This is a genomic window from Streptomyces sp. NPDC002130 (assembly GCF_040296465.1).
GTDB lineage: Bacteria > Actinomycetota > Actinomycetes > Streptomycetales > Streptomycetaceae > Streptomyces.
Genome location: NZ_JBEOXI010000122.1, coordinates 1 through 24,392, shown reverse-complemented (window position 1 = coordinate 24,392; position 24,392 = coordinate 1). Strand labels below are relative to the sequence as shown.

Genomic DNA, 24,392 nt, shown 5'->3' with positions numbered 1-24,392 from the left:
CTGGGCGATCGGCTGGAACCAGCCCGGCATCGCGTCGACCGGGACGAAGGCGCTGGAGATGAGCGGCAGGAAGACCAGCGGCAGCGCGTTGTTGCTGGCTGCCTCGGCGCTGGGGCTGACCATGCCCATCCCGACGGCGATCCAGGTGAACGCCAGGGCGAACAGCGCGAGCAGCCCGAAGGCCGCGATCCACTCCAGGACCGTGGCATCCGTGGATCGGAAGCCGATGGCCACGCCGACGGCGCCGACGAGAGTCACGCTGATGACCGATTGCACCACGCTGCTGATGACGTGTCCGATGAGCACGGAACCGCGGTGGATCGCCATCGTGCGGAAGCGGGCGATGATGCCCTCGGTCATGTCCATGGAGACGGACACCGCGGTGCCGACCAGGGTGCCACCGACGGTCATCAGCAGGATGCCCGGGACGAGATACGCGATGTACTGCGAGCGGTCGGCGCCGCCACCGCCGATGCCCGCGCTCATCACGTCGCCGAAGACGTAGACGAACAACAGCAGCAGGACGATCGGCGTGAGCAGCAGGTTCAGGGTGAGGGACGGGTAGCGCCGGGCGTGCAGGAGGTTGCGGCGCAGCATCGTGGAGGAGTCGCGCAGGGCGAGGGAGAGCCGGGCCGGGCGGGCGGGAGCCAGGGGGGTGCTCATCGGACAGCCTCCTCGGGCTGGTCGGTGCCGCCGGTCAGGGCGAAGAACACGTCGTCGAGGTCGGGGGTGTGCATGGTCAGCTCGTCGGCCTCGATGCCGGCGGAGTCCAGCCAGTCGAGGATGGAGCGCAGCTCGCGCTGGCTGCCGTCGCTGGGGATCTGCAGCGCCAGCGCCTCGTCGTCCCGGGTGACCTCACGCAGGGCGGAGGCGGCTCTCCGGTATGCGGACGGGTCGGTGAAGCGCAGCCGGACGTGCCCTCCGGGGATCAGCCGTTTCAGCTCGTCGGCGGTGCCCTCGGCGGCGATCCGGCCGTCGTTCAGCACCGCGATGCGGTCGGCGAGCTCGTCGGCCTCTTCCAGGTACTGGGTGGTGAGGAAGACGGTGACGCCGTCGGAGACGAGTTCGCGGATGATCTGCCACATGTTGTGGCGGGAGCGCGGGTCGAGGCCGGTCGTCGGCTCGTCGAGGAAGATGATCCGCGGCTTGCCGACCAGGGTCATGGCGATGTCCAGGCGGCGCTTCATCCCGCCGGAGTAGGTGGAGGCGGGCTTCTTGGCGGCCTCGGTGAGGTCGAACCGCTCCAGCAGCTCGGCGGCGACCTGCCGCCCCTCGCTCTTGGACAGGTGGTGCAGGTCCGCCATGAGGAGCATGTTCTCCTCGCCGGTGATCAGCCCGTCGACGGCGGAGAACTGCCCGGTGACACCGATCGCGGCGCGCACCCCGTCCGGGGAGGTGGCGACGTCGTGGCCCGCGACCTGGGCCTGTCCGCCGTCGGCGGTGATGAGCGTGGACAGGATCTTCACGGCGGTGGTCTTGCCGGCGCCGTTGGGCCCGAGCAGCGCGAACACGGACCCGGCGGGGATATGCAGATCGATTCCGTCCAGGACGGTCTTGTCGCCGTACGACTTGCGCAGACCGACGGTGGAGACGGCGGCCGACGGCTGCGGACCGTCACCCCGCCTGGGCGTGGGCATGACAGATGAAGGCATGGGGCCCTCCGGTCGAAGGCTGATGAGTGAGTGGGAGAAGGGGCCGGTTGACGATGTGGTGCTCAGGCCCTGGCGCGGCGGACGTCGATGTTGCCGTACTTGGTGCGGGCGCGGACCTTGACCGTGTCCTCGGTCTGCTCCGGGCTCTCGGACGCGGTCAGCGTGTTGCGCACCTGGCCGGAGTTCGAGCGGACGTCGAGCCAGGCGGCCGTGCCCTCGCGGACGCCGACGTCGATGGCGCCGTAATTGGTCTCCAACTGGACGCTGCCGCGGGCCACTTCACCCACCCGCAGGGTGCCGTGGGCGGTGGTGGCGGTGACCGAGTCCTCGGCGCGCCGGATCTCGATGTCGCCGTTGGCGCCGCTCACCCGCAGCTCGCCGATCGCGACGTCGACGGTCGTGGTGCCGTGCGAGTTCTTCAGGACGGCGGGGCCGTCGACGAGGCCGACGCGCAGACTGCCGGAGCTGGTGGTGATCTCGGCCCTGCCTTCGACCCGGTCCACGGTGATCGAGCCGTGTGACGCGGTCAGCTGGAGCGGACCCGTCGTGTCGAGACGGACGTCGCCGGACGAGGTCTTCACACTGACCTCGCCGAGCCGGCCCTCGCCGAGCACCTGGGCCCAGGCGCCGGTCATGTCGACACGCGAGCCCGCGGGCAGTTCGACCGTCACGTCGACGGTGCCGGTGCGGCCGAGCCCGAGCAGATTGCCCTTGGGCGTCCTGATCGTCAGTACGCCGCCCGCGTAGGTGACCTCGGTCTGCTCGGCGGCCCGTACGTCCAGGTCCTTCTTCGGGTCGCGGGGCCGCACTTCGACGACCGTCTCGCGGCGGTCGCCCGCGCTGAGCTGGATGGAACCGGCCTCCACGCGCGCCGTGACCGAGATCGTTCCGGGAGTGTCGAAAGAAGGCATGGCTGTCCCGTCCTCTTGAGTCCTTGAGCCGTCCCTGCTGGTGGGACGTGGTGTGGGTGAAGTGGCGCTGATGGGGGGCGCGGCTAGCGCACCCAGCCCGTGAAGCTCTGTCCGACCGTCTGGGTCTTCTCCGTCGTACGCGGCCGGGTGCCGCCGTCGACCGCGGCCGACACGGCGCGCACCAGCCATGCGTTGACCGACAGGCCCTCGCGGCTCGCGGCCTCCTCGGCGCGGGCCTTGAGATGGGCCGGCAGGCGCAGATTGACGCGGGCGGTGCCGCCCTCGTCGCCGTCGGCCAAGACCGGGGCCGTGGTCCTGAGAGGTTCGACGGGCGCGGCCGGCTCCGCGGGAGCGCCGCCGTCGGTGGGCGGCGGTGTCACCACGAAGTCGGGGTCGAGCCCGCGCAACCGTACGTCGACAGAGCCGGGGGCGAGTTCGCGGGTGATCTCGTCCATCGCGGCGGAGAGCACGTTGAGCATGGTCAGGCGGGTCGCCGACTCCAGGGGCGCGATGAGCCTCTCGGCCAGCTCTCGGGCTTCGTCGCCGCCGGCTTCGGCGGCCACCGCGAGTTCGCGGCGGAGGTTGTCGACATACGGGGTGAGGTCCATGACGCCATCATGGCACCGTAGTGGCGCCACGCGCAAGGCCGAGTGGCGCCGCACACGGGGCGGACTTGTGGGCGATCACCCTGAGCTGCGGAAACGCGTGCAGAGCACCCCGAATCATTGTGGCGCCATGCACGCTCACGCGCCTCCGGGAGCATGAAGTGGCGCCAAGGGACGCCGCCCGGCGCCATCGTGGCCTATGTGGCGCCATCCGGATGCGCGAGAAGGGACCCGCCGCCTCTCGGTTCACGGTTGGACCCAGCCCAGGCCGGAACTCAGTGACATAGGGGCCCTCCGAGTCGCCGATGCGCGCGCCACGACCTCACCACGCCTGCGGCGCACGCCGAAGCTGTGGCGAGTCTCCGGCCTGCGCTTCCGCGCCCGACGCCGACTCCGTGGCGCTATTTAGGCTCGATGTGGCGCCATTCATGTGCCATAGTGGCGTCATTGGCAGCGAACACCTTGGCCGCACAGGCCGAGGGGTGCGCGTTTTCGCGGAGTGAGCCATCAGAAGGGGCGGATCATGGAGACAGCACAGAGCCAGGAGCAGACGGCGCCCGCCGCCTTCACCGCCTTCGCCCGCTTCGTGCTCTGCGGCGGTGGAGTGGGGATCACCTCCAGCTTCGCCGTGGCGGCCCTCGCCTCCTGGATCCCCTGGGCTTTGGCCAACGCCCTGATCACCGTGGTTTCCACGCTCCTCGCCACCGAGCTGCACGCCCGCTTCACCTTCGGCGCGGGCGGACGCGCGACCTGGCGCCAGCATGCGCAATCGGCCGGGTCCGCGGCGGCCGCATACGCAGTGACCTGCGTGGCGATGCTTGTCCTGCAGCAGATGGTGGCGGCGCCCGGTGTGATGCTGGAGCAGGTCGTCTACCTGTCCGCCTCCGCACTCGCCGGTGTCGCGCGGTTCACGGTGCTGCGCCTCGTCGTCTTCACGCGGAACCGCGCGCAGGCCGCGCCCACCGTGCGCACCGCCCGTCCCTTGCACGCGACCGCGGCCGCCGCAAGCCCGGCGGTGCTCAGCTACGCCGCCTGACAGGAAGGCAGCACCTGGTGCACTCCGGTCCCGAAGTGAATGCGACCCGGAGGCGCTACGGACCCGATGAACCGCCCGCGCTGGATGCAGCCTCCAAGCTCGCCGCGACCAGGCGAGTGCGCCGGCGATGACTGCTTGTGCTGTCCGCTTCAACATGTAGACGAGCGTATGCACTTGGCGATCTCGTGAGCAGCCGGTCAGCCACCGGCCATCGGGTCGGGTCAGCCCCACCGGAGAGTCCGACGACGGCGGCGTCAGGGACGAAGGCGGTGTCGGCGCAGCACCCGGTTGCGGGTGCGCGTCGCGGCGACGAGACCCACGGCCGCGGCCCCGGTGAGGAGGAGGGCGGTGTAGGTCGTTCCGATCAGGACCAGCGCGGTCACGGCCAGGGTGACGGCGACGAACACGGCGACCTCCAGCGGGATCATCCAGGACGGCGCGCGGTCCGGCCGGGCGGTCTCGTCGGCACCCCCTTCGTCGCCTACCTGATGATGTTGATGCATGTCACTTCCCTCCGCTTGCCGGCCACGAACAGGTGCGCGCACGCCTCCCCGTAGTGCGGCAGGGTGTGCGATCTGGCTCCGAACGTGACCCCTATGAAACCCAGCAGTAGACACCTTGGCCTTGGCGTCGGGCGCTGCTGACGAGAGCAGCCAGATCACCCAGGATCACGAAGGCGATCTCCGCGTCGATGACCTCACCGTCCTCCGCGCGCTGCAAGGACCAAGCGACAGCGGCATCCTTCAACTCGGACCGCTCAGCCTCGGCGAGTGCTGCGGACAGCCGAGGCGAGATCGCGAACACGACGCACCCGTCATCGCCCTGGCCGGCGACGATACGAGGCTCGCCGGCTTCGACGAGTTCCTCGAAGCTGCCGCCGGCGAGAAGGCACTCCCACTCGACCACGGCCTCTTCGGGATCGAAGTTGCCGAAGGAGAGCGACTCGAATGCGCGTCGCGGCCCGGTCTGAAGAACCAGAGCCGCTGACGCGTCATCCGGAGCCGCGAAAAACTCGACGATGATGCTCACCCGGGCATCATGCCGGACCGCCCACGACCGTTCGGGGGTGGCGCTGTGATCGCGGTCATCGGGGAGATGCTGACGCCGTCGTCGCCGGATCCGCCATCGACCACCGGGGCCTGCGACCTGTCGAGCGGCAGTTGAGTCCCGCAACTGGCAGAAGAGCGAGGGGGCAAGCGCAAGAGAGGGCGAGACACCAGGGCCGTGGAGCTCGGGCCCCGCCCGCTTGTGGCGGTGGCCTGGGGGGACCATGGGCCAGGGCGACCAGTGCGCGCCCTCGTTCGCCCTGCAGCACCCGCTCACCGTCAGCGGGCAGACCCTGTCCGTCGGCTACGACAACCTGGCGATCCACCGACTCCTCGCCACCGGAGCAGCCGTCGTCGTCACCGACCACGTCGGCCTGGGCGCCACCGACCGTCTGCACACCTACGTCAACCGCGTGGACGCGGGGCACGCGGTGCTGGACGCCGTCCGTGCGGCGCGCGCTCTCCCCGGCACCTCCCTCTCCTCCGGCTCCCGCGTCGGCCTGTACGGGTACAGCGAGGGCGGCGGCGCCACCGCCTCGGCGGCCGAACTGCAGCCCACCTACGCGCCCGACGTCCCCCTGGCCCGGCACCTACGCCGGCGCGCCGCCCGCCGACCTGACCGCCGTCATGAAGGGGATCGACGGCAGTGCCCTGGCCGCTGCCCTGGGCTGGGCGATCAACGGCTTCGTCCAGGCGTACCCCGACATGCGGGACGTCGCCGAGGCGAACCTTGCCGTCCTCGACAAGCAGCGCATCGGGACGCTCAAGCGGCCGGTCCGGTCCGGGTGGCCACCGGCGTCCAGGACGACATCGTTCCGCACGCCCAGGCCCGCCAACTGGCCGTGGACTGGTGCCGTAAGAGCGGCAACGTCACCTACGAGGCCGTCAGCCTGCCCGACCTCGGCGACAAACTCCTCACCAACCACCTCGCCCCCCTCCTCACCGACCAGGGAGCGGCGATCTCCTGGCTCACCGACCGCCTGGAGGGCAAACCGGCCACGTCCAACTGCTGGACGATGCCCTTCCAGCGCTGACCGAGCCATCCGGCGGCCCCGCCCACCCGGTCTCCGGACGGGGCCGCTGAAGGATGTGACGGCCGCCTGATCACCGTCCGCGTCGCCGATAGAGCATTGATTAACACCTCAACATGAGAATGGCGAACGATAAAATTGTGAAATAGGGAAAGATCGAGATGCGACAGTGCGTCACAAGGGTGCAGCATGACAGAAAAGAGCTTCTCTGGCCCCACCACTAGGGAGCAACCATGCACCGCGTCGGGATTCAACCAGCAAAAGCCATACGCAACAGTGCGGGTGCTGCCCTCTTGAGCTTTTCTCTCATCGCCATGAGTGGTGAGGCCACCGCGGCGGCGGAACTGACGTACCCAGGGGAGCTGTTGGGTAGCTGGATCACCGAGGACGAGGTCAACTACGCAGAATTCGAAGCCGATTCGACTTACGTATACGAGGATGGCAACTACAGAGAGACCGGCACGTTCGAGCTCCAAGGGAAAGAAATCAAATATTCACCCAAAGAGGCGCTGGAAAGCGATGAGGAGCAACCCCTCCCCGATCCATACACAGAAACCTGGAACGTGGAAATTCCCGACGATGGGAACCATAAGCTGACCACTGAAGGGGATGTCAAATTGACCTATGTCGAGATGACCAGAGGCCACTGTTCGGGGTAGAGGGGCTGTCGCTGGCCGGCACAGGTGCGACCGGGCGGACCGCGGTGAAGTCCTGGACCTCGTCACGGGTCGCGGAGAGCAACAGCAGCCACTCGTCGCAGCCCTGCCACGGAGAGAGGTCGCCGCCGCCTCCGCGCACCACCCGTGGTCCGTCCCCGGTGCGTGGGCGTGCGTCCAGAGGCGCGTCCTCGAAGTGCGGAATCCACAGGTCGGCACAGATTTCGTTGGCCGACCCCATCGCCGCCAGCCCGAAGGCGTTCTCGGCCGCGGCAGTGCGCTCCTCGTCGGCGAAGTCGTCGAGCACCTGGTCCTCGTCCGGCCTCCCGTCCCCGCGGAAGGTCAGAGTGGTCGTACCCGCCCGGGCCGCGTACTCCCATTCCGCCTCGCTGGGCAGCCGGAACGGCAATGCCCCCAGCAGGTCGTCCAAGTCGTCCTCGCATCGGGCCGTGCTCGAATCCGATTGGGCGAAGCTGTCCTCGTACTCGGGCAGCCAGTGCCGTACCTGCGCCACCGTCAGGGGATGCCGGGCGATCAGGAACGGCTCGACCCGCACCTCGCGTACCGGCCGGGCCTGGACGGCATCGGCGAAGAACGCTTCGAGATCGTCATCGGTGTCGTCGGCCCGCTCGATGGCTCGAATCGCTTCCAGTTCCCCGTCGGACAAGCCCATCCGGAACGTCCCACCGGGGACCATCCGGAAGAGCACTCCGGAGGGTATGTGCCGCCAAGCAGGTCGGCCGGCCACGATCTCTTGAGTCCACATGGTGCCGGACGCTAGCAGCGACCATCTCGGATGCGGACGGGAACCCGGGCGGGGACGACGATCCGTCCCTCGCCGGGGCCGAACCCGCCACCCCGATGACACATCACGGGGTGGATCGGGCTCCGCGGCTCGGGGGCGGGCGGTCGCCTCAGTGGACGCTGTCCAGCTTGGCCCGCTGCTCCGCGGTCAGGTCGAGGTCCACCGCGCCCAGGCTTTCCTCCAGCTGCGCGACGGACGAGGCACCGACCAGCGGGAGAACCGGGATGTCCCCGCCCATGAGCCAGGACAGCACCACCTGGTTGACGGTCGCGCCGGTCTCGGCGGCCACCTCGCGGACCGCCTTCAGCCTGGGCTGGGTGCCCGCGTGGTCGAAACCGGGGCCGAGCGGCTTGTCGTCGCGGACGTACGCGCCGGAGATCAGGGGGGAGTACGCGACCTGGGTGAGCGACGGGTTGGCGCGGAGGTAGCTGAGGAGGTCGCCGCTGACCAGGCCCTGGTTGCCGTCGGGGGAACGCATGCTCGGGATGTCGGTGCGCTGGCGCAGGTAGCTGTGGTGGTGCTGGAGCACCTCGTAGCCGGGGACACCGGCGGCGGCGGCCAGGGCGCGGGCGCGCTCGATCCGCCAGGACCAGTGGTTGCTGGCGCCGAGCAGGCCGGCCACTCCGTCGGCGACGACCTCCGCGAAGCCCTGGACGGTCTCCTCGAGGGGGGTCTTCTCGTCCATGATGTGCGCGTACAGCAGGTGGATCTTCTCGATGCCGAGGTGTTCCCTGCTGCGCTCCGCCGACTCGCGGATGACCTTGGCGGACAGGCCCTCCACGTCGAGGCTGAAGGTCTGGGTGGGCTGGTTGGGGCGGGCGCCGAGCTTGGTGGCGATGGTGATCTCGTCGCCGATCCCGCGGCTGCGCAGCCAGCGGCCGACGAGCTGCTCGCTCTCGCCGCCCTGTGTGCCGTTCACCCAGAACGCGTAGTTGTTCGAGGTGTCGATGAACGTGCCGCCCGCCTCGACGAACCGGTCGAGGATCGCGAAGGAGGTGGCCTCGTCGACGGTGGTGCCGAAGGTCATGGCGCCGAGGCTCAGGACGCTGACCTCACGACGGGTCTCGGGCGTGCTGCCGATGACGCGGTACTTCATGGTGAACCCTTCAGTGGTGGGAGGTGGCCGACTCGGTTCCGGCGGTGGTCGCGGCACGGACCGGCAGGTCCGCGAGCAACTCCGCCACGACGGCGTCGATGTGGGGTACGAGATAGAAGTGGCCGCCGGCGTACACGCGCAGGCGGAACGGGCCGGTGCCGTGGCTGCGCCAGGCCAGCGCCTGCGGCTCGTCGACGCGCGGGTCGACGTCGCCGATCAGGGCGGTGACCGGGCAGTCAAGCGGGTCCGCTCCACGGAACCGGTACGTCTCGGTGGCCACGTAGTCGCTGCGCACGGCGGGCAGGATCGCGGCGAGCAGCTCCGGGTTGTCGAGCATCCCCTGTTCGGTGCCGCCCAGCAGCTTGATGTCGGCGATCAGCCGGTCGTCGTCGGCGAGGTGCACCGATCCGGGAGCGGGTATCGAAGGGGCGCGGCGGCCGGAGACGGTGAGAGCGGCGGGCGGGAAGCCCGCGTCCCTCAGCCGGCAGGCCACCTCGAAGGCGAGGGAGGCGCCCATGCTGTGTCCGAAGAGGCTGAACGGCCTTGATGGTGACAGCTGTTGCAGCAGCTCCTCGGTGATCAGATCGGCCATCTCGTGCAGGGACTCCACACACCGGTCGGCGAACCGCTCCTGCCGCCCGGGGTACTGGACCACCAGCACATCGGCGTGCGCGGCCAGCCGTGCCGAGAACGGGAAGAAGTACGAGGCGCTGCCGCCGGCGTGCGGGAAGCACAGCAGGAGCGGGGAGCCGGCCGGCGCGGCGTGGAAGCGGCGGAGCCACGGGCTGCCGGTGGGGGGGACGGCGTTCGGGTGCGGCCGTGTCATCCGGTGCTCCTCGCACGCCCGTTGCCGCCGCGGGCTCGGCGGGCCGTGATGGGGATGTGCTTGTAGCCGGAGACGAAGTTGGAGCGCAGCCGCTCCGGAGGGCCGGCCGGCCGGAAGTCCTCGAAGCGGGTGAACAGCTCGTGGAACAGGGTTTTCAGGCTGACGCGGGCGACGCTGTGCCCGATGCAGTAGTGGGGCCCGATACCGAAGGCCAGGTGCTTGTTGGGCCTGCGGCGGATGTCGAACTCCTGGCCGCGGGCGAAGACGGTCTCGTCGCGGTTGGCGGAGCCGAGCCAGATGACGACCGCGTCCCCGGCGCTGATCCGGGTGTTGCGGATCTCCACGTCGCGGGTGGCGTACCGCAGGAAGTGGTTGACGGGCGAGGCCCAGCGCAGGGCTTCGTTCAGGGCCGTGTCGTCGGCCTCTGGGTGTGCCGCCCAGTCCTGGAGCACTCCCGTGTCGATGAACTCGGCCATGACGAAGTTCGGCGGGTGGGGGGTGGTGACGTTCGCACCGAGCAGGAGGCTGTAGCAGTTGGCGACGATCTCCTCGGAGGCCATGTGCCGGCCTTCGAACTCCGTGGAGATGAGCACGCTCAGCAGATCGTCCCCGAGGTTGTCGCGACGGAACCGGACCAGGTCCTGGAAGTACGCGAACAGGTCGCGGTGGGCGGCCTTCAGGGTGACGTCCCGGCCGCCCGGGTCCTGGTATTCGGGGTCGTCGGCCGCGATGCACACCGTGGTCAGCCGGCTGAGCCAGGCCCAGTCCACGGTCGGCAGGCCCATCATGGTGCCGGTGACCGACATCGGCATGGTCAGCATGGTCTGCGCGAAGTCGAACGTGCCGCCGTCGCCGAGTGGTTCGATGAGGGGGACCACCAGGTCGCGGATCATCTCGCGTTGCCGGTCGACCGACTTGATCGCCAGGGCCTTCTTGAGGCGTCCCTGCATCTCGGTGTGGCGGGGCGGGTCGGTGGCCGCGAGCTGCTTGCCGCCGGCCGGGTCGTCCGTGCCCAGCAGGTCGAGCATGGTGCCGCGTTCGGAGGTGAAGGTCGCGGTGTCCCGCAGGACCCGGTCGGCGTCCTCGAAGCGCACGATGTTCCAGAACCAGCGCTCGTCGTCGACCTGGTGACGGGTCAGCGTGTCCATGGTGCGCATCCGGCGCCAGACGGGGTGCGGGTCGCCGTCGCTGTAGAGAGCCGGATCCACGAGGTCCACGCCGTCGGCGGGTCCGGTGGTGGCCGCGTGCATCGGGCAGCCCGGCGGCGGAGCGAGCGAGGGTCCGGCAGGGGCGGGTGTGGCGTGGACGGTCAAGGCCCGTCTTCCTTTCACCGTGATGGGCAGGAAGGCGCCGTGCCGTGTGCCACGCTTCACCCCCTCCTCGCAGCTCCGGACCGTCGTGCGCCGAGGAACGGCACGGCGTACGGCAGCGGGCGGGAAGCCAGGAGCGGGAACCCGAGGGGATGTAAGTGGGTGGGCTACACGGCCAGATCGGGATACGGCTCCGGAATACTGCCGGAGCTCGTCCCTCACAGCGCGACGGGGAACCAGCCGGTCTGCGCGGTGCGACGGCCGATGGACGGCCGGGCCTGGAAGATGCTTCCGGCACAACGTACATGACACCGAGGGGAAGGTGAAGCCCGAACCGGATCCCATGACGCCGTCAGTCGGGCACGGTGTCCAGGAAGCCGCTCTTGCCTATGAGGTAGGCCAGTTGGGCCCGGCTGCGGCTGCCGAACAGTTCGGCGGCCCAGCGCATGTGGTTGGAGACGCTGCGCGGACTCATGCCGAGACGGCTCGCTATCGCCTCGTCGGTGTGGCCGTTGACCATGTGCCGCAGGATCGTGCGCCGTACCTCGTCGATGAGGAGCGGAGGGAGCCGGCTGCTGGGGAACGTGCGCAGCGGCTGGGCCCGCTGCCAGGCGTGGTCGAAGAGTCCCACCAGGTAGCGCACCACCCCGGGGTGTTCGACCGCGAGTGCCGTGTCACGGCGTTCCGAGCCGGGGTCGGGGATGAACGCGATCTTCCGGTCGCAGACGATCAGCCGGTCGAACACCTCGTCCAGGGTGCGCACTTCGCCGCCCGCCTGCGAGATGCGCTCGGCGTAGGTGAGCGTGGGCTGGTGGGTGCGGATCGTGTGCTGGTAGATCGTGCGCTGCCGCACCCCGCGGCCGATCGCCTCCAGATCGCTCTCGAGCGCCTTGTCGAGCAGCTCCTGGGGGCGGCCGCCGCCGGGCTGCGCGGTCAGCAGCTCCTGCTGGCAGGCGTGCACGGCCGCCGAGAGGGTCGCGCTGATCGCCTCCTGGCCCCGCACCGCACGGATCAGGTGCGATTCGCCCTTCCCGTAGCTTTCCAGGTAGACGTCCTGGGCCCGGTTGACCGAGACACGCAGCGTCGCGAGAGCGGTCCTCTTCTCCTCGATGGCGTGTTCGAGACGGTCCAGCCGGGCACCGGCCGCCAGGCGTGGCGGGATGGCGGCCAGGCTGCCGTCGGGCAACCGCTGGACGAGACCCAGGTCCAGCAGACATGAAGGGCACTCGGTGGCAGGGGGGCGGCCGCGAAGGGCCTCCGCGTAGTACTGGAGCCCCTCGTCGCAGAGGACGCCATCGCGATCCTCCGCCTCATTGTCCGCATTTGTGCACACTTTTCCCCCTGCTGGTTTCAGCAATGCGGGATCATCCTGCTCGATCCTCGATGACCTTGCACGCCGATACGTGCATGCTTCCAACGGGGAACCACCACAGCTCTGCCGCACAACCGCCACAGCCCTGGACACCGGAGGAACCCGATCCGGGTTCCGTTCCGCAGATGTCCGGATCTCTTGCAGAAGCAAAACAATGGGGGACAGATGAACAGGAACGTTCTCAGACACATACTCGGCACGCTTGCCCTCGTGGGCGCGGCCGTCGTCGGCGTCACCGCCGCCCAGGCCCCGGCCGGCCAGGCCGTTGTGGCCGACTCCCAGTGGGGCAGCACCCCCGCCCCGGGCGCCGGCGAGGACGATTCGCAGTGGGGCTGATCCCGGGCCTGCCCTTCCCGGTCCCGGACCCGTCCTTCCCGGCGGACCCGCACTGATCCCGGCGTACACCGGCCGGCCCGCCCCGCCCTGATCGACGGAGCGGCGATCCACGCGGCGGGTCCCGTACGCCGCATGTCACCCCCTCTTCCCACAGATTTCGGAGGTCGCTTCGTGCTGCCCGAAACGCCGAACGGTGCGTCACCCGACGGCCACACCTGGTATCCGGCCACCCGGGTCCAGCAAGGTATGTGGGTCCTGGACCGCGACGCGCTGCTGCGCCCCACCCAACTGGTACCCACCGTCGTGGAGTTCACCGGTCCGGTTGACCACGAGGTGCTGGTCTCGTCCGTTCGGAAGGCCCTCGCGCGGCACCCCTCGCTGCGGGCCCGCTTCCGGCTCGACATCAAGCGCCGCCGGGTCGAGTACCACACCGACGGGCCGCCCGCCGAGCCCGGACTGCGCGACGCCGCCACCGAGGGATGGAGCGAGGACGAGGTCGACCAGCGCGTACGGACCCTGAGCGGCGCGCCCTTCGACCTGGGCCGGGACGCGCCCGCTCGCGCCGAGATCATCCGCTTGGGCCCGGAGCGCACGCTCCTCGTCCTCAACGTGCACCACATCGTCTTCGACGGGGTCTCGCGCGGCATGCTCCTCGACGAGATCAGCTCCCTCTACCGCGCCGGGGTCGACGGCGTGGAGCCCGAGTCGAGCGACCCGCCACACCCGGCGACGGTGGCCGCGGAGCGCACCCCCGAGGAGATCGAGGAGCAGGTCGCCGACGTCGTCGGCCGGCTCCGCGGCGCACCTCCCGAGGTCCGGCTGCCGTTCACCCGCACACCGCAGGAGGGCGAGCAGTCCCTGCTCGGCGCCACCCTGGCGACGGTTCTCGACGAGGAGACCACCGAGAAGGCGATGGCGGTGGCCGCGCAGGAGGGGTGCACCCCCTTCATGGTCGGGGTCGCCCTGCTCGCCGGCACCCTCGCCCGTACCGGGCCGCAGCGTGACTTCCTCATCGCCTTCGCCTGGCCCGGACGGGACGATCCCGCCACCGCGGACGTGATCGGCATGTTCATGACCACGGTCGTGCTGCGGGTCACCGTCGGCCCGGGTGACACCTGGCGCGACCTGCTCAGCGGGGTGCGCGTCAGCGGCATGGAGGCGTTCGTCGACAGCGACGTCCCCCTCGACGCCGTCTCCGCCGCCCTCAACCCCGACCGCAACGCCCTGTGGCCGCCGCTGTCGCCGGTCCTCGTCAACCTCGACGAGGCGCCGCGGTCCTTGGAGCTCACCCCGGATGTCACGGGCCGGCTCCGCCCACTCGACCCGATGTTCGTCAAGTACGACCTGGCGATGTTCGTCCGGCTGGAGGACACGGCGGGGGGACGGCGACTCGCCCTCTCGCTGGACTACCCCGTCAACGTCTTCGGCCACACCGACGTCTCGCGTTTCCTTCACGATCTGCGGCGCAGCGCCGCGGGCCTGGCCACATTCCCGGAGAAACCCGTGCTCGAAGAGTCCGTACGCCCCACCGCCGCCCCCGCCGACCTGGACGACCCGGCGGCCCGCCTCGCACTCGTCCGCTCCGTGTGGAACGAAGTCCTGGACACCGACGAGTTCGCCGACGACGTCAGCTTCTTCGAGGCCGGCGGCGATTCCCTGCTGCTCGTGCTCCTCGTGGAGCGTCTCGGCCAGGTCTCGGGCCGAGAGGTCCGGACCATGGACCTGTTCCGCTCGCCGACCGTCGGCGGCCAGGCCGAACTCATCGCCGGCGCCGCCTCATCGGCCGCCGAGCCCACGGGTGGCAACCGATGACGGCCGGCGCACTGGCCGCCGAGGTCATGGAGATACCGGACGGCCCGGAGGCGTTCGGCGACCGGAGTTTCATCGCGCTCGGCGGCGACTCGCTGCGTGCCATGCGTCTGGCCGGCGTACTCCAGGAGCGCCTGGGACTGCGCGTCCCCATCATGGAGTTGCTCGGTGACGCCCCGCTCACCGAGGTCCTCGCCGCCGCCACCCCCGCGGCCACGGCGACCGAGCCGGCACCGGCATCCCTGTCCGGCCTCGACACCGAACAGGCGCTCACTCCCGCCCAGCGCGGTATGTGGCTGATCGAGAAGGTGGCCGGGGGCTCCCCGTACAACCTGGTGTTCCGGTGCTTCAGCCGAGGCGGCCGGCTCGACCCCGGCATCCTGGCCAAGGCCCTCGCGGCCACCGCCGCACGCCACGAGGGGCTGCGGGTCGTCTTCCGCGAGGCCGGCGACGACGTGGTCCAGGAGGTCCTGCCCGTCCACGCGCCGGAAGTCGTCGAGTACGTCCACGACGACCCGACCGAGACCTTCGAGGGCCATGTACGGCGCCGCAGCGCCGAACTGGGCCGCGAGCCCTTCGACCTGGCCGCCGCTCCCGCCTACCGGTTCGCCCACTGGACCCCGGCCGACCCTTCCGACGAGCGCTCCGCCCTGGTCCTGACCGCGCACCACATGGTCCTGGACGGCTTCGCCGTCGGCTACCTGCTGCGCGAGATATTCGACAGCTACGCCGAGTCCAAGGCCGAGTGCGAACGAGCCGCCCAGAGCCTCGGCAGCCCGCTGTCCGCCCTGCGCCGGCACCAGGAGGAGGCCCGCGCCCGAGGCGTCTGGGACGAGCAGACCGCGTTCTGGAAGCAGCACCTCGCCGGGGTCCCCAGTGTCCTCGAACTCCCCGCCGACCGGCAGCGTCCCACCCTCCAGGACGGCGCCGGCGACCGCCTCGGCCTCGACCTCGGCCCGGACACCACCGACCGGGTCAGCCGCCGGGCGCAGGCCCTCGGCATCACCCCGTACTCCCTGCTCCTCGGCGCCTTCGGCCTCTGCCTGGCCCGGCGCACCGGCAGCCGCCGGCTCCTGGTCGGCGTCCCGCTGCTCGGCCGCGGCAGCTCCGAGCTGCGTCGGCTGGTCGCCGTCACGGGCAATCTCGTACCCCTTCTGATCGATGTGGACGACGACGTCGACGTCGCCGCGTTCCTCCGGGGGGTGCACCGCAACCTCGGTGCCGCCATCGACGCCGGCGATCTGCCGTTCGAGGAGATCGTCGCCCGTCTCGGCATCGAGCGAAGCCTCGGCTGCCACCCGCTCGTCCAGGTCTGCTTCGGCATGCACGACCAGCTGGTGCCGAGCGAGCTCAGCGCAGGGCCGGTCCGCATCCAGATCGAGGAAGGGCACGGCGGCGGCTCGCAGTTCGACCTGACCATGCTGATCGGCCAGGCGGACCCCTCGTTCGCCGGCCACCTCGAATACGCGACCGGCGTGTGGCACGAGGCCGAAGCCCAGTCCTTCGTCTCCGATTTCCTCGCGACCGTCGAGCGGATCAGCGCCGCCCCCGAGGCCCGCCTCGAGGACGTCCGCTGCATCTCCGCCGAGGGACACCAGCTGCTCGACGAGATCAACGAAACCGGCCGGGACTTCCCCCGGACGTCCCTCGACGCGCTGTTCCGCGAGACGGCGGCGCGTCACCCCGACACCGTCGCGGTCCGCGACGCGCACCACTCCCTCACCTACAGCGAACTCGCCGCAGCCGCCGCCGAGCAGGCCCGCCTGCTGATCGCCGCCGGAGTCGAACCGGGCGACCGGGTGCTCGTGGGCGTGGAGCGGTCGGTGGCCGAGACCGTCGCCGTGCTCGGTGTGCAGTGGGCGTCGGCCGCGTACGTGGGCATCGACCCGGCGCAGCCGGACAGCCACCTCGCGCGGATCGTGGAGCGGGCCCGGCCCAGCGCCGCGCTGACGGGCCCCGTCGGATCACCGGCCGCGCGCCGGTTCGCGGAGCTCGGCGCCCCGGCCGTGCCGGTCTGGGAACCCGGCTGGCGGCCCGCCGACCCACGGACGGTGCCCGCACCGCCCGAGGACCCGGCCCGCCTCGCGTACGTCGCCTTCACCTCCGGCTCGACCGGCCGTCCCAAGGGCGTCGGCGTCCCGCACCGCGCGGTGATCCGCCTGGTCCACGAGGCGGGTTACGTGCGGCTCGGCGAGGGCGAGCGGATGCTGCGGCTGTCCCCGCTCTCCTTCGACGCCTCCACCCTCGAACTGTGGGGCGCGCTGCTGACCGGTGCGACCCTGGAGGTGCACCCGGCCGGACTGGCGTCGCCGACCGAGCTCGGGGCCTTCCTGCGGGAGCGCGGCGTCACCGTGGCATGGCTGACCGCCGGGCTCTTCCGGCTCGTCGAGGAGTTCGCCTCGGACTCGCTCGGCAGCCTGCGCCAGCTCCTCACCGGCGGAGACGTGGTACCGCACGAGCACACCGCGCGGGTCCTGGCCCGGCACCCCGGTCTGGTCGTCACCAACGGCTACGGCCCCACCGAGAACACCACCTTCACCACCACCCACTCGGTGGCACGCGCGGAGGACGTGGACGGGCCGCTGCCCATCGGCCGCCCCGTCCCCGGCACGCGCGTGTACGTGCTGGACGGGCGCCGCCGGCTGCTTCCGCCCGGTGCCGTGGGTGAGCTGTACACCGGCGGTGAGGGCCTCGCCGACGGCTACCTGGGCGACGAGCGGGAGACGGCCCGCGTGTTCGGGCACCTGTCACCGGACGTACCCGAGCGGCTGTACCGCACGGGCGACCTGGTGCGTATCGACAGCCGGGGCCGGGTGCGCTTCCTCGGCCGCGCCGACGACCAGGTCAAGCTGCGCGGGTACCGGATCGAGCTGAGTGCGATCAGCGACGTGCTCGCCGAGCATCCCGGGGTGCAGGACGCCGTGGTCGTGGTCAGCGAGGGCGACAGCGCCGAGAAGCGGCTCGTCGCCGCCGTCGTCCCGGCCCCCGGTGCGGCCGTCGGCACGGCCGGACTGCGCGACCTGCTGGCCGAGCGGCTGCCGTCCTACATGGTCCCGGCGCTGTGGGCCGTGGTGGACCGGCTGCCCGTCACCGCCAACGGCAAGGTGGACCGGCGCGCACTGGCCGCGCTCGCGGGGCCGGCGAAGCAGACCCCGGCCGTGGCCGTCACCGGGGCGGAGCCGAAGCCCGCGGCCGAGACCGTGGCCGGGGCCGCGGCCGCGGTGCCTGCCGGTATCGGTCTCGAAGCCATCGCCGGACTGTTCGCCGCCGTCATCGAGGCGCCGGAACCGGTCACGGGCATCACCGAGGACACCGACTTCTTCGTGATCGGTGGCAACTCCCTCGGCGCGGTCCGCCTCATGCGCCAGGTCAAGCAGGAGCTGGGGGTGTCCGTCCGGCTGCGGGACTTCCTGCTGTCCCCCACGCCCGCCGGGCTGCGCGCGCTCGTCGAGAAGGCCGCGGTCTGATGGCCCGTACCGCGGCGCCGGTCCCGCCGCTGTCCCTGGCGGACGGCGTGCGGGCACCGGAGTGGGACGAAGGACTGGAGTGCTGGGTCGTGGCGGACCCCCGCCTGGCCCGGCAGGTCCTCAACCACCCCGGATTCGCCTCGGGGACCTTCGAGCGTTCCTTCCAGCTGTACATGGCGGACGCCACCCGCGCCGAGTACCGCGAGCTCACCGAGTTCCTGCGGCTCTGGTTCGTCCAGGCCGACGCTCCCGAGCACACGGCGCTGCGGCGCCCCGTCCAGCGGATGCTGTCCGCCTCCTACGTACGGTCCCTGACGCCCCGCGTCGAGGAGATCACGGAGGAGTGCCTGACCCGGCTCGCGGCCACACGTCCCTGCGACGTGATGCCGGCCGTGGCCGAGGGCATCTCCGGCGAGGTGATGGCGCACGTGGTCGGCGTCGACGTACCACCGCCGGTGCTGCACGAATGGTCGCGGACCCTGTCGCTGTTCATCGGTGCCATGTACCGCCGCGACCACGCCCGGGCGGCACAGCGGGTCATGGTGGAGATGACCGAGGCGCTCGCCGGGGCGCGGGCCCTGGAGGACTTCCCCACCGACACGCCCGAGGACCGGGCTCGCACGAACGCGACCTGGGCGATGTGCCTCTTCGGCGGCCTGGAGACCACCGCCTCGCTGCTCGGCTCCACCGTTCTCACGGCGCTCGGCGACCGGGAGCTGTGGGAGGCGGTACGGGCGGACCGGCCCGGCGTGGTCGAGAACCTGGTGGAGTCCGTGCTGGTGCGGCGGCCGCCGCTGCGGCACCTGGGGCGGGTCGTCGCCCACGACCAGGAGATCGCCGGAGCCCGGCTGCGCGCGGGCGACCTGGTCCTGGTGAGCCTCACCGGACAGGGGCCGCTCGACGAGGCCGCGCCCGACGCGGTGTGCCCGGTCACGGGCGCGTCCACCGCCGCGGAGCCGGCCACCGGCGAGGGCACCGACCGGAATCTCGTCTTCGGCTACGGGCCGCACTACTGCGTCGGCGCCCCGCTGGCCCGTATGGAGGCGGCGGTCCTGCTGCGGCGCCTCGCGCGGCGGTTCCCGAAGGCCCGGCTGTCCGACGAGGCCGCCGTGTGGGGCCCCAACCTCAGCTACGTCGGTCTCGACCACCTCTACGTCGACCTGGGCGGAGAAGCCTGACATGTCCCTGCCTCCCGTGTCCTCCTCCCCCTCCGGTGAGTACGCCGTCGCCGTCGTCGGCATGGCCTGCCGGCTGCCCGGCGCGCCCGATGTCCGGGCGTTCCGGTCGCTGATCCGGGCGGGCCGGGACGGCATCAGCCGCCCCACCCGTGAGGAGCTGCACCGGCGCGGGGTGGATCCCGCCTATGTGGGCCGGGAGAACTTCGTACCGGCCATGGGCGTCATCGAGGACTCCCGCCGCTTCGACTGGTCCTTCTTCCGGTACAGCCGGGCGGAGGCGGCGGCGATGGACCCCCAGCAGCGGGTCTTCCTGGAGTGCGCGGCCACGGCTGTCGACGACGCGGGCATCGACCCCGCCCGGTTCCGGGGACGGATCGGCGTGTACGCCGGTGCCGACCGCTCGGGGCCCGGCCGGGACGATGCCGCGCTCGGCGAACTGGCCCGGTACATCGGGCGGGAGAAGGACTTCGTCGCCACCCGGGTGGCGTACAAACTGGGGCTGCGCGGTCCCGCGATCACCGTGCAGACGGCCTGTTCGACCTCCCTGACGGCCGTGCACCTGGCGGTGCGGGCACTGCGCGGCGGTGAGTGCGACGCCGCTCTCGCCGGTGGGGTCACGGTGATGCCGCACGGCGAGTGGGGCTACCTCTTCGAGCCGGGCGGGATCCTCGCGCCGGACGGGTACTGCCGCCCGTTCGACGCACGGTCCGGCGGGACCGTGCCCAGCGAGGGCGTCGGTGTCGTCGTGCTCAAGCGGCTCGCCGACGCCGTGCGGGACGGCGACCGGATCGCCGCCGTCATCGCCGGAACGGCCGTCAACAACGACGGCGCGGACAAGATGGCGTACACCGCACCCTCCGCGGCCGGGCAGAGCGAGGTGATCCGCGACGCCCTGGCGGACGCGGGGATTCCCGCCGCGGCGGTGGGCCACGTGGAAGCGCACGGGACCGCCACCCGGCTCGGCGACCCCATCGAAGTGCAGGCGCTGACGGAGGTGTTCGGACCGGCCCGCGGGGAGGCAGGCCGGTGCGTGCTCGGCGCCGTGAAGGGCAACATCGGTCACACCGGCGCGGCCGCGGGTGTCACGGGTCTGATCAAGACGGCTCTCATGCTGGAACACCGGGAGATCGTCCCGACGGCGCACTACACGACTCCCAACCCGCTGCTCGAACTGGACGGTTCGCCGTTCCGGGTGGCGACCGGGCTCGAACCGTGGACGCCGCGCGAGGGCCGGGCGGAGCGGGCCGGCGCGGTCAGCTCGTTCGGCGTCGGCGGCACCAACGCGCACGTCGTCCTCACCGAGGCACCCGCCGTCCCCCGGCCCGCGCGCACGGCCCGCCCGCAGGTGCTGCCGCTGACGGGGCACACGCCGGCGGCGCTCGCCCGGCTCGGCTCGGCGCTCGAGGAACGTTTCCGCGACGGCGTGGACGGCCCCGATCCGGCCGGGGCCGCCCGGACCCTGGCCGGGCGCCGCCGCCACCGGCACCGGCAGGCCGTGGTCGTCCGGGACGCCGGACACGCCGCCGAGGCGCTGCGCGCCGCGCACGGCGCGGCCGAACGGCTCGGCTCCCCCGGGCGGCTGGGCAAGGTCGCCTTCCTCTTCCCCGGCCAGGGCGTCCTCAAGGACGCGGCGGGCGAGGCCGCGCACCGTCTGCTCCCGGAATTCCGGGCGGCGTTCGAGGAGATCCGCAAGACCGCGGCCGACGACTGCGGCGTGGACCTGGGACCCGTGATCACCCCGGGCGAGGCGTACGAGGGCACGGCCGACTGGTTCTCCGACACCGTCCACCAGCAGCTCGGCCTGTTCGCCCTCGGCTACTCCTTCGGCCGTCAGCTCGCGGCGTGGGGGGTCACACCGCACGCCATGCTCGGCAACAGCATCGGCGAGTACACCGCCGCGGCCCTCGCCGACGTGTGGTCCCTGCCCGAGGCGGTCGGCCTCGTCCATGCGCGGGCCCGCGCGATGCGCGACGCCGCCCCCGGCCGCATGATCGTCGTCCACGCCTCGCCCGAGGACGTCGAAGCCCTGCTGCCGGAGAACTGCGGCGTCACCGTCGCGGTACGCGGCAACGGGTCCGCCGTTCTCGCCGGCGGCGTGGCGGAGATGGACCTCCTCGTCGCGGGGGACGCCCTCCACGGGCTGCGCGTCACCCCGGTCCACACCCGGCGTGCCTTCCACACGCCGGCCATGAACCCGGCAGCCGAGGCGGTGCGGGACCATCTGTCGTCGATGCCCGCCCGCCCGCCCCGGCTGCCGTACATCACCAACACCACCGGCCGGTGGGCCGATCCGCAGGCCGCGGTCAGCCCGGAGCAGTGGGCGGCGCATCTGCGCGAGCCGGTCCGCCTGGACACCTGCACGGCCACGCTGCTCGGCTCCGGCTGCACCACCTACCTGGAGCTGGGTCCCGGCGGGTCGATGACCGGCTCGCTGCGGGCCGCACCTGGCTGGGACCCCGCCCACCGGACCGTCCGGTTCGCCCCCGGCCGGCCGGACGGCCCGGAGGCCGGGCTCCTCGACGCGATCGGCGCCCTGTGGGAACTGGGCGTCGACCGCGCCCTCGACACCGTCCTGGACAGCCGGCACAGCGACGACGGTGACCGGCCGCAGCGCTGCTCGCTGCCCGCGCACCCGTTCCTGGGCGAGGACCCGGATCCGGAACCTGCGGCGCCCCGGGAGGAACGCGTACCGGCCGCCGTACGGCCCGACGCGGCCGTCACCCCGGCCCCCCGGGACACAACCGTGCCCCCGGCCTCCCGGACGGAGCGATCAGTGCGGTCACTCCTGGAAGAGGCGTGGTGCCGGACCCTCGGCGTCACCACCGCCGCCGACCCGGACGACTTCTTCGGCCTCGGGGGCGAGTCGCTGCTCGCCCTCGCGCTCACCACCGCCGTCCGCGAGCGGGTGGGAGCGGACGTGTCCGTCACCGACTTCATGCTGAAGGCGACCTTCGGCGGACTCGTCGAGCTGGTGGAGAACAGGCTCGGCGACCGGGCCGGCCCGGCCTCCCCCCTGCCGGGCGTGGCCACCCTGCGGGAGGGCTCCGGGCGGCCCTTCTTCCTCGTCGCGGACGCCCTCGGCAACGCCCTGCCCTACCGGGCCCTGGCCGCGCGGCTCGTACTCGAAGGCGACCGGCCGGTCCTGGCCCTGGAAGCGCCGGCCCACGACGACCGGGAGGGCCGCCGCTCGGTCGGGTCCCTCGCCGCCACGCACGTGAGGAACCTGCTGCGGGCCCAGCCCACCGGCCCGTTCACCCTCGGCGGATGGTCGTTCGGCGCGGTGGTCGCGCACGAGACCGCCCGGCTGCTCGCTCTGCGCGGGCACGAGGTCGACCTGCTGGTCTCGCTGGACGGATACGTGCCCGACACCCACCCGCTGCCGGTCGCCGCCGCCCCCCGCTTCCTGCTCGGCGGTCTGAAGGCCGGTCTGGACACGCTGCTCGGCGTCGGGCCCCTGGCCGGAGTGCACCGCCGCAGTCCCGAGGCGCGACGGCGGTTCCTCGCGGGCCAGGCCGCCGTACTGGCCCACCGGCCACGCCGGGTGAACTGTCCGGCCGTCCTCTTCAAGGCGCAGACGGCCCCCGCGTCGGCCGGCCGGCTCGCCCACCGCCTCGCGGGCCTCTACCCGGCGGGACTGCGAGTGACGGCGGTGGGCGGCGACCACTGGTCGATGTTGCAACCGCCGTACGTCGACGACCTGGCCGCACGCATCGGCGAGGCACTCCGCCCGGACACCCGGTCCGGGCCACCGCACGAGGAGAGGAACGACTCTTGACCGTCTCGCAGACACCTCCCGGCACCGAGTCCGCGGACCCGGCGCCGCCGGACGCCGACGCCGCCGGGGGCAACGACAACGACAAGCCCAAGGACGCCGAGAAGCCGCTGCTGCGCAATCGCGACTTCCAGGCCCTGTGGACCAGTGAGGCGTTCGCCGCGCTCGCGAAGGAAACGGCGGAGGTCGCGTATCCGCTGCTCATCCTCACCACAACGGGTTCGGCCTTCTACGCCGGAGCAGTCGGCTCGGCCCAGCTCATCACCACCAGCCTGTTGTCCATCCCCGGCGGCACACTCGCCGACCGGATGGACCGCCGGCTGCTGATGATCATCTGCAACCTGGTCCGGGTCGCTCTGCTCGGCCTGTTCAGTGTGCTGATCTTCGCCGACCAGACACAGCCCGCCCTCGTGTTCGCCATCGCCGTCGGCTCGGCCGCCTGCCTGGGCATCTCCAACCCGACGGGGCTCGCCGCCATCAAGCAGCTCGTTCCGCCGTCCCAGCTGACCCAGGCCACGGCCCAGAACCAGATCCGGTACTTCGCCGCCACCATGGGGGGCCCGCCCGTCGGTGGCTTCCTGTTCGGCGTGGCCCGCGCGTTTCCGTTCCTGAGCGCGGCGATCGGCTTCCTCGTCTCGACCGTGCTGCTGCTGTTCATCCGCAAGCCGATGAAGGTGGAGCAGTTCACCCCGGGCGAGAAGCGCAACACGGCCGAGGGCTTCCGCATCCTCGCCCGGCAGCCGGTACTGCGCCTGCTGATCGTCTGGATCATGGGTTCGAACATGGCGTTCACCCACTCCGGCGTGTTCCTCGCCCTGATCGCCACCGCCGAAAGCCGGGGCGCCTCCTCCGGGTTCACCGGCCTCCTGCTGTCCATCGCGGGCATCGGCGGCCTGGCCGGCTCACTGATCGCGGGACCCGTCATCAAGAAGGTCGCACCGGCGAAACTCTTCCTGGCCGCCGCCTGGATCGGCCCCGTCGCCGCCGTCCTCCTCGCCAACGTCTCCGGGCTCGTCCCGCTCGGCATCATCGTCGCCTGCGTGTTCCTGCGCGGCCCGATCACCAGCGCGCTGTTCCTCGCCTACCTCGCGGCGATGGTCCCCGACAAGGCGCAGGGCCGGGTGCTGGGCGCGGTGATGTTCATGTCGATGATCGCGGCCCCGGCCGGTGTGTTCATCATCGGCACCGTCTTCGACCAGGCCGGTCCGGTCTGGGTGTTCACCATCATGGCCGTCATCTCCGGCCTCGCCGCCCTGCCCACCCTCAGCCCGCGCATCCGCGGGCTCGCGCCCCCCGAGGCGTACACGGACACCGCCGTCACCGGCGCGCCCGCCGAGGGCGGCCACTCCCAGGAGGCTCCAGCAGCCCCGCACAAGGAAGGGGATTCCTGATGACCACCGAGCTGCCCCGCACCCAGGAACAGCTTCCCCCCGAGTTCTTCACCGCCCCCGAGGGCAACGACCTGCACACCGCCAATGCCAAGC

General features: G+C 71.6%; 19 protein-coding genes and 1 pseudogene. 9 read left to right on the top strand and 11 right to left on the bottom strand.

Features of this window, described 5'->3' with window-relative positions; genetic code table 11:
• The 4 genes from ABT116_RS22970 to ABT116_RS22955 form a co-directional block, all read right to left on the bottom strand.
• A partial coding sequence (locus ABT116_RS22970) for an ABC transporter permease (protein ID WP_351636940.1) occupies positions 1-663 on the bottom strand: 663 nt, incomplete at its 3' end.
• Positions 660-1,637: an ATP-binding cassette domain-containing protein gene (locus ABT116_RS22965; protein ID WP_351636938.1), complete on the bottom strand. Its 978-nt coding sequence runs from the start codon at positions 1,635-1,637 to the stop codon at positions 660-662. The genes ABT116_RS22970 and ABT116_RS22965, both read right to left, overlap by 4 nt.
• Positions 1,638-1,714: 77 nt before the next feature.
• Positions 1,715-2,563, bottom strand: a complete 849-nt coding sequence (locus ABT116_RS22960; RefSeq protein WP_351636936.1) for a DUF4097 family beta strand repeat-containing protein — start codon at positions 2,561-2,563, stop codon at positions 1,715-1,717.
• Positions 2,564-2,646: 83 nt separating this feature from the next.
• Positions 2,647-3,171, bottom strand: coding sequence for a hypothetical protein (locus tag ABT116_RS22955; protein WP_351636934.1), 525 nt, complete (start codon positions 3,169-3,171; stop codon positions 2,647-2,649).
• 520 nt (positions 3,172-3,691) lie between these two features.
• Between ABT116_RS22955 and ABT116_RS22950 the strand changes: the two genes are divergently transcribed.
• Positions 3,692-4,204, top strand: coding sequence for a GtrA domain-containing protein (locus ABT116_RS22950; RefSeq protein ID WP_351636932.1), 513 nt, complete (start codon positions 3,692-3,694; stop codon positions 4,202-4,204).
• Between the two features lie 254 nt (positions 4,205-4,458).
• Here ABT116_RS22950 and ABT116_RS22945 read toward each other — a convergent pair whose 3' ends face one another.
• Positions 4,459-4,707: a hypothetical protein gene (locus ABT116_RS22945; protein WP_351636930.1), complete on the bottom strand. Its 249-nt coding sequence runs from the start codon at positions 4,705-4,707 to the stop codon at positions 4,459-4,461.
• Positions 4,708-4,798: 91 nt separating this feature from the next.
• Entirely contained in the window at positions 4,799-5,233 is a 435-nt protein-coding gene (locus tag ABT116_RS22940; RefSeq protein ID WP_351636928.1) for a hypothetical protein, read from the bottom strand.
• Positions 5,234-5,437: 204 nt separating this feature from the next.
• Between ABT116_RS22940 and ABT116_RS22935 the strand changes: the two are divergent.
• Both ABT116_RS22935 and ABT116_RS22930 read left to right on the top strand, forming a co-directional pair.
• Positions 5,438-6,284: pseudogene (locus ABT116_RS22935) on the top strand (lipase family protein); the annotation flags it as partial.
• 230 nt (positions 6,285-6,514) lie between these two features.
• Positions 6,515-6,940, top strand: a complete 426-nt coding sequence (locus tag ABT116_RS22930; protein ID WP_351636926.1) for a hypothetical protein — start codon at positions 6,515-6,517, stop codon at positions 6,938-6,940.
• On the opposite strand, the gene ABT116_RS22925 is transcribed toward ABT116_RS22930, so the two are convergent.
• The 5 genes from ABT116_RS22925 to ABT116_RS22905 form a co-directional block, all read right to left on the bottom strand.
• Positions 6,894-7,610, bottom strand: a complete 717-nt coding sequence (locus tag ABT116_RS22925; protein WP_351636924.1) for a formylglycine-generating enzyme family protein — start codon at positions 7,608-7,610, stop codon at positions 6,894-6,896. The genes ABT116_RS22930 and ABT116_RS22925 overlap by 47 nt on opposite strands.
• 241 nt (positions 7,611-7,851) lie before the next feature.
• A complete protein-coding gene (locus ABT116_RS22920; protein WP_351636922.1) occupies positions 7,852-8,838 on the bottom strand; it encodes an aldo/keto reductase in 987 nt (328 codons plus the stop codon).
• A gap of 10 nt (positions 8,839-8,848) precedes the next feature.
• Positions 8,849-9,664, bottom strand: a complete 816-nt coding sequence (locus tag ABT116_RS22915; protein ID WP_351636920.1) for a thioesterase II family protein — start codon at positions 9,662-9,664, stop codon at positions 8,849-8,851.
• A complete protein-coding gene (locus tag ABT116_RS22910) occupies positions 9,661-10,977 on the bottom strand; it encodes a cytochrome P450 (RefSeq protein WP_351636918.1) in 1,317 nt (438 codons plus the stop codon). Before ABT116_RS22910 ends, ABT116_RS22915 begins: the two co-directional genes overlap by 4 nt.
• A 349-nt stretch (positions 10,978-11,326) precedes the next feature.
• Positions 11,327-12,307, bottom strand: a complete 981-nt coding sequence (locus tag ABT116_RS22905; protein WP_351636917.1) for a LuxR C-terminal-related transcriptional regulator — start codon at positions 12,305-12,307, stop codon at positions 11,327-11,329.
• Between the two features lie 204 nt (positions 12,308-12,511).
• Between ABT116_RS22905 and ABT116_RS22900 the strand changes: the two genes are divergently transcribed.
• The 6 genes from ABT116_RS22900 (at position 12,512) to ABT116_RS22875 (ending at position 24,299) form a co-directional block, all read left to right on the top strand.
• Entirely contained in the window at positions 12,512-12,682 is a 171-nt protein-coding gene (locus ABT116_RS22900; RefSeq protein ID WP_351636915.1) for a hypothetical protein, read from the top strand.
• A 171-nt stretch (positions 12,683-12,853) separates the two neighbouring features.
• A complete protein-coding gene (locus ABT116_RS22895) occupies positions 12,854-14,494 on the top strand; it encodes a condensation domain-containing protein (RefSeq protein WP_351636913.1) in 1,641 nt (546 codons plus the stop codon).
• On the top strand, positions 14,491-17,958 hold the full coding sequence (locus ABT116_RS22890; protein ID WP_351636911.1) for a non-ribosomal peptide synthetase: 3,468 nt from the start codon (positions 14,491-14,493) through the stop codon (positions 17,956-17,958). The genes ABT116_RS22895 and ABT116_RS22890 overlap by 4 nt, the downstream gene beginning before the upstream one ends.
• Positions 17,958-19,136 (top strand): cytochrome P450 family protein, encoded by a 1,179-nt coding sequence (locus ABT116_RS22885; RefSeq protein ID WP_351636910.1) that lies wholly within the window; start codon positions 17,958-17,960, stop codon positions 19,134-19,136. Before ABT116_RS22890 ends, ABT116_RS22885 begins: the two co-directional genes overlap by 1 nt.
• 1 nt (position 19,137) lies before the next feature.
• Positions 19,138-22,911, top strand: a complete 3,774-nt coding sequence (locus ABT116_RS22880; RefSeq protein ID WP_351636908.1) for a type I polyketide synthase — start codon at positions 19,138-19,140, stop codon at positions 22,909-22,911.
• Entirely contained in the window at positions 22,908-24,299 is a 1,392-nt protein-coding gene (locus tag ABT116_RS22875) for an MFS transporter (RefSeq protein ID WP_351636906.1), read from the top strand. The genes ABT116_RS22880 and ABT116_RS22875 overlap by 4 nt, the downstream gene beginning before the upstream one ends.
• Positions 24,300-24,392 lie beyond the last annotated feature (93 nt).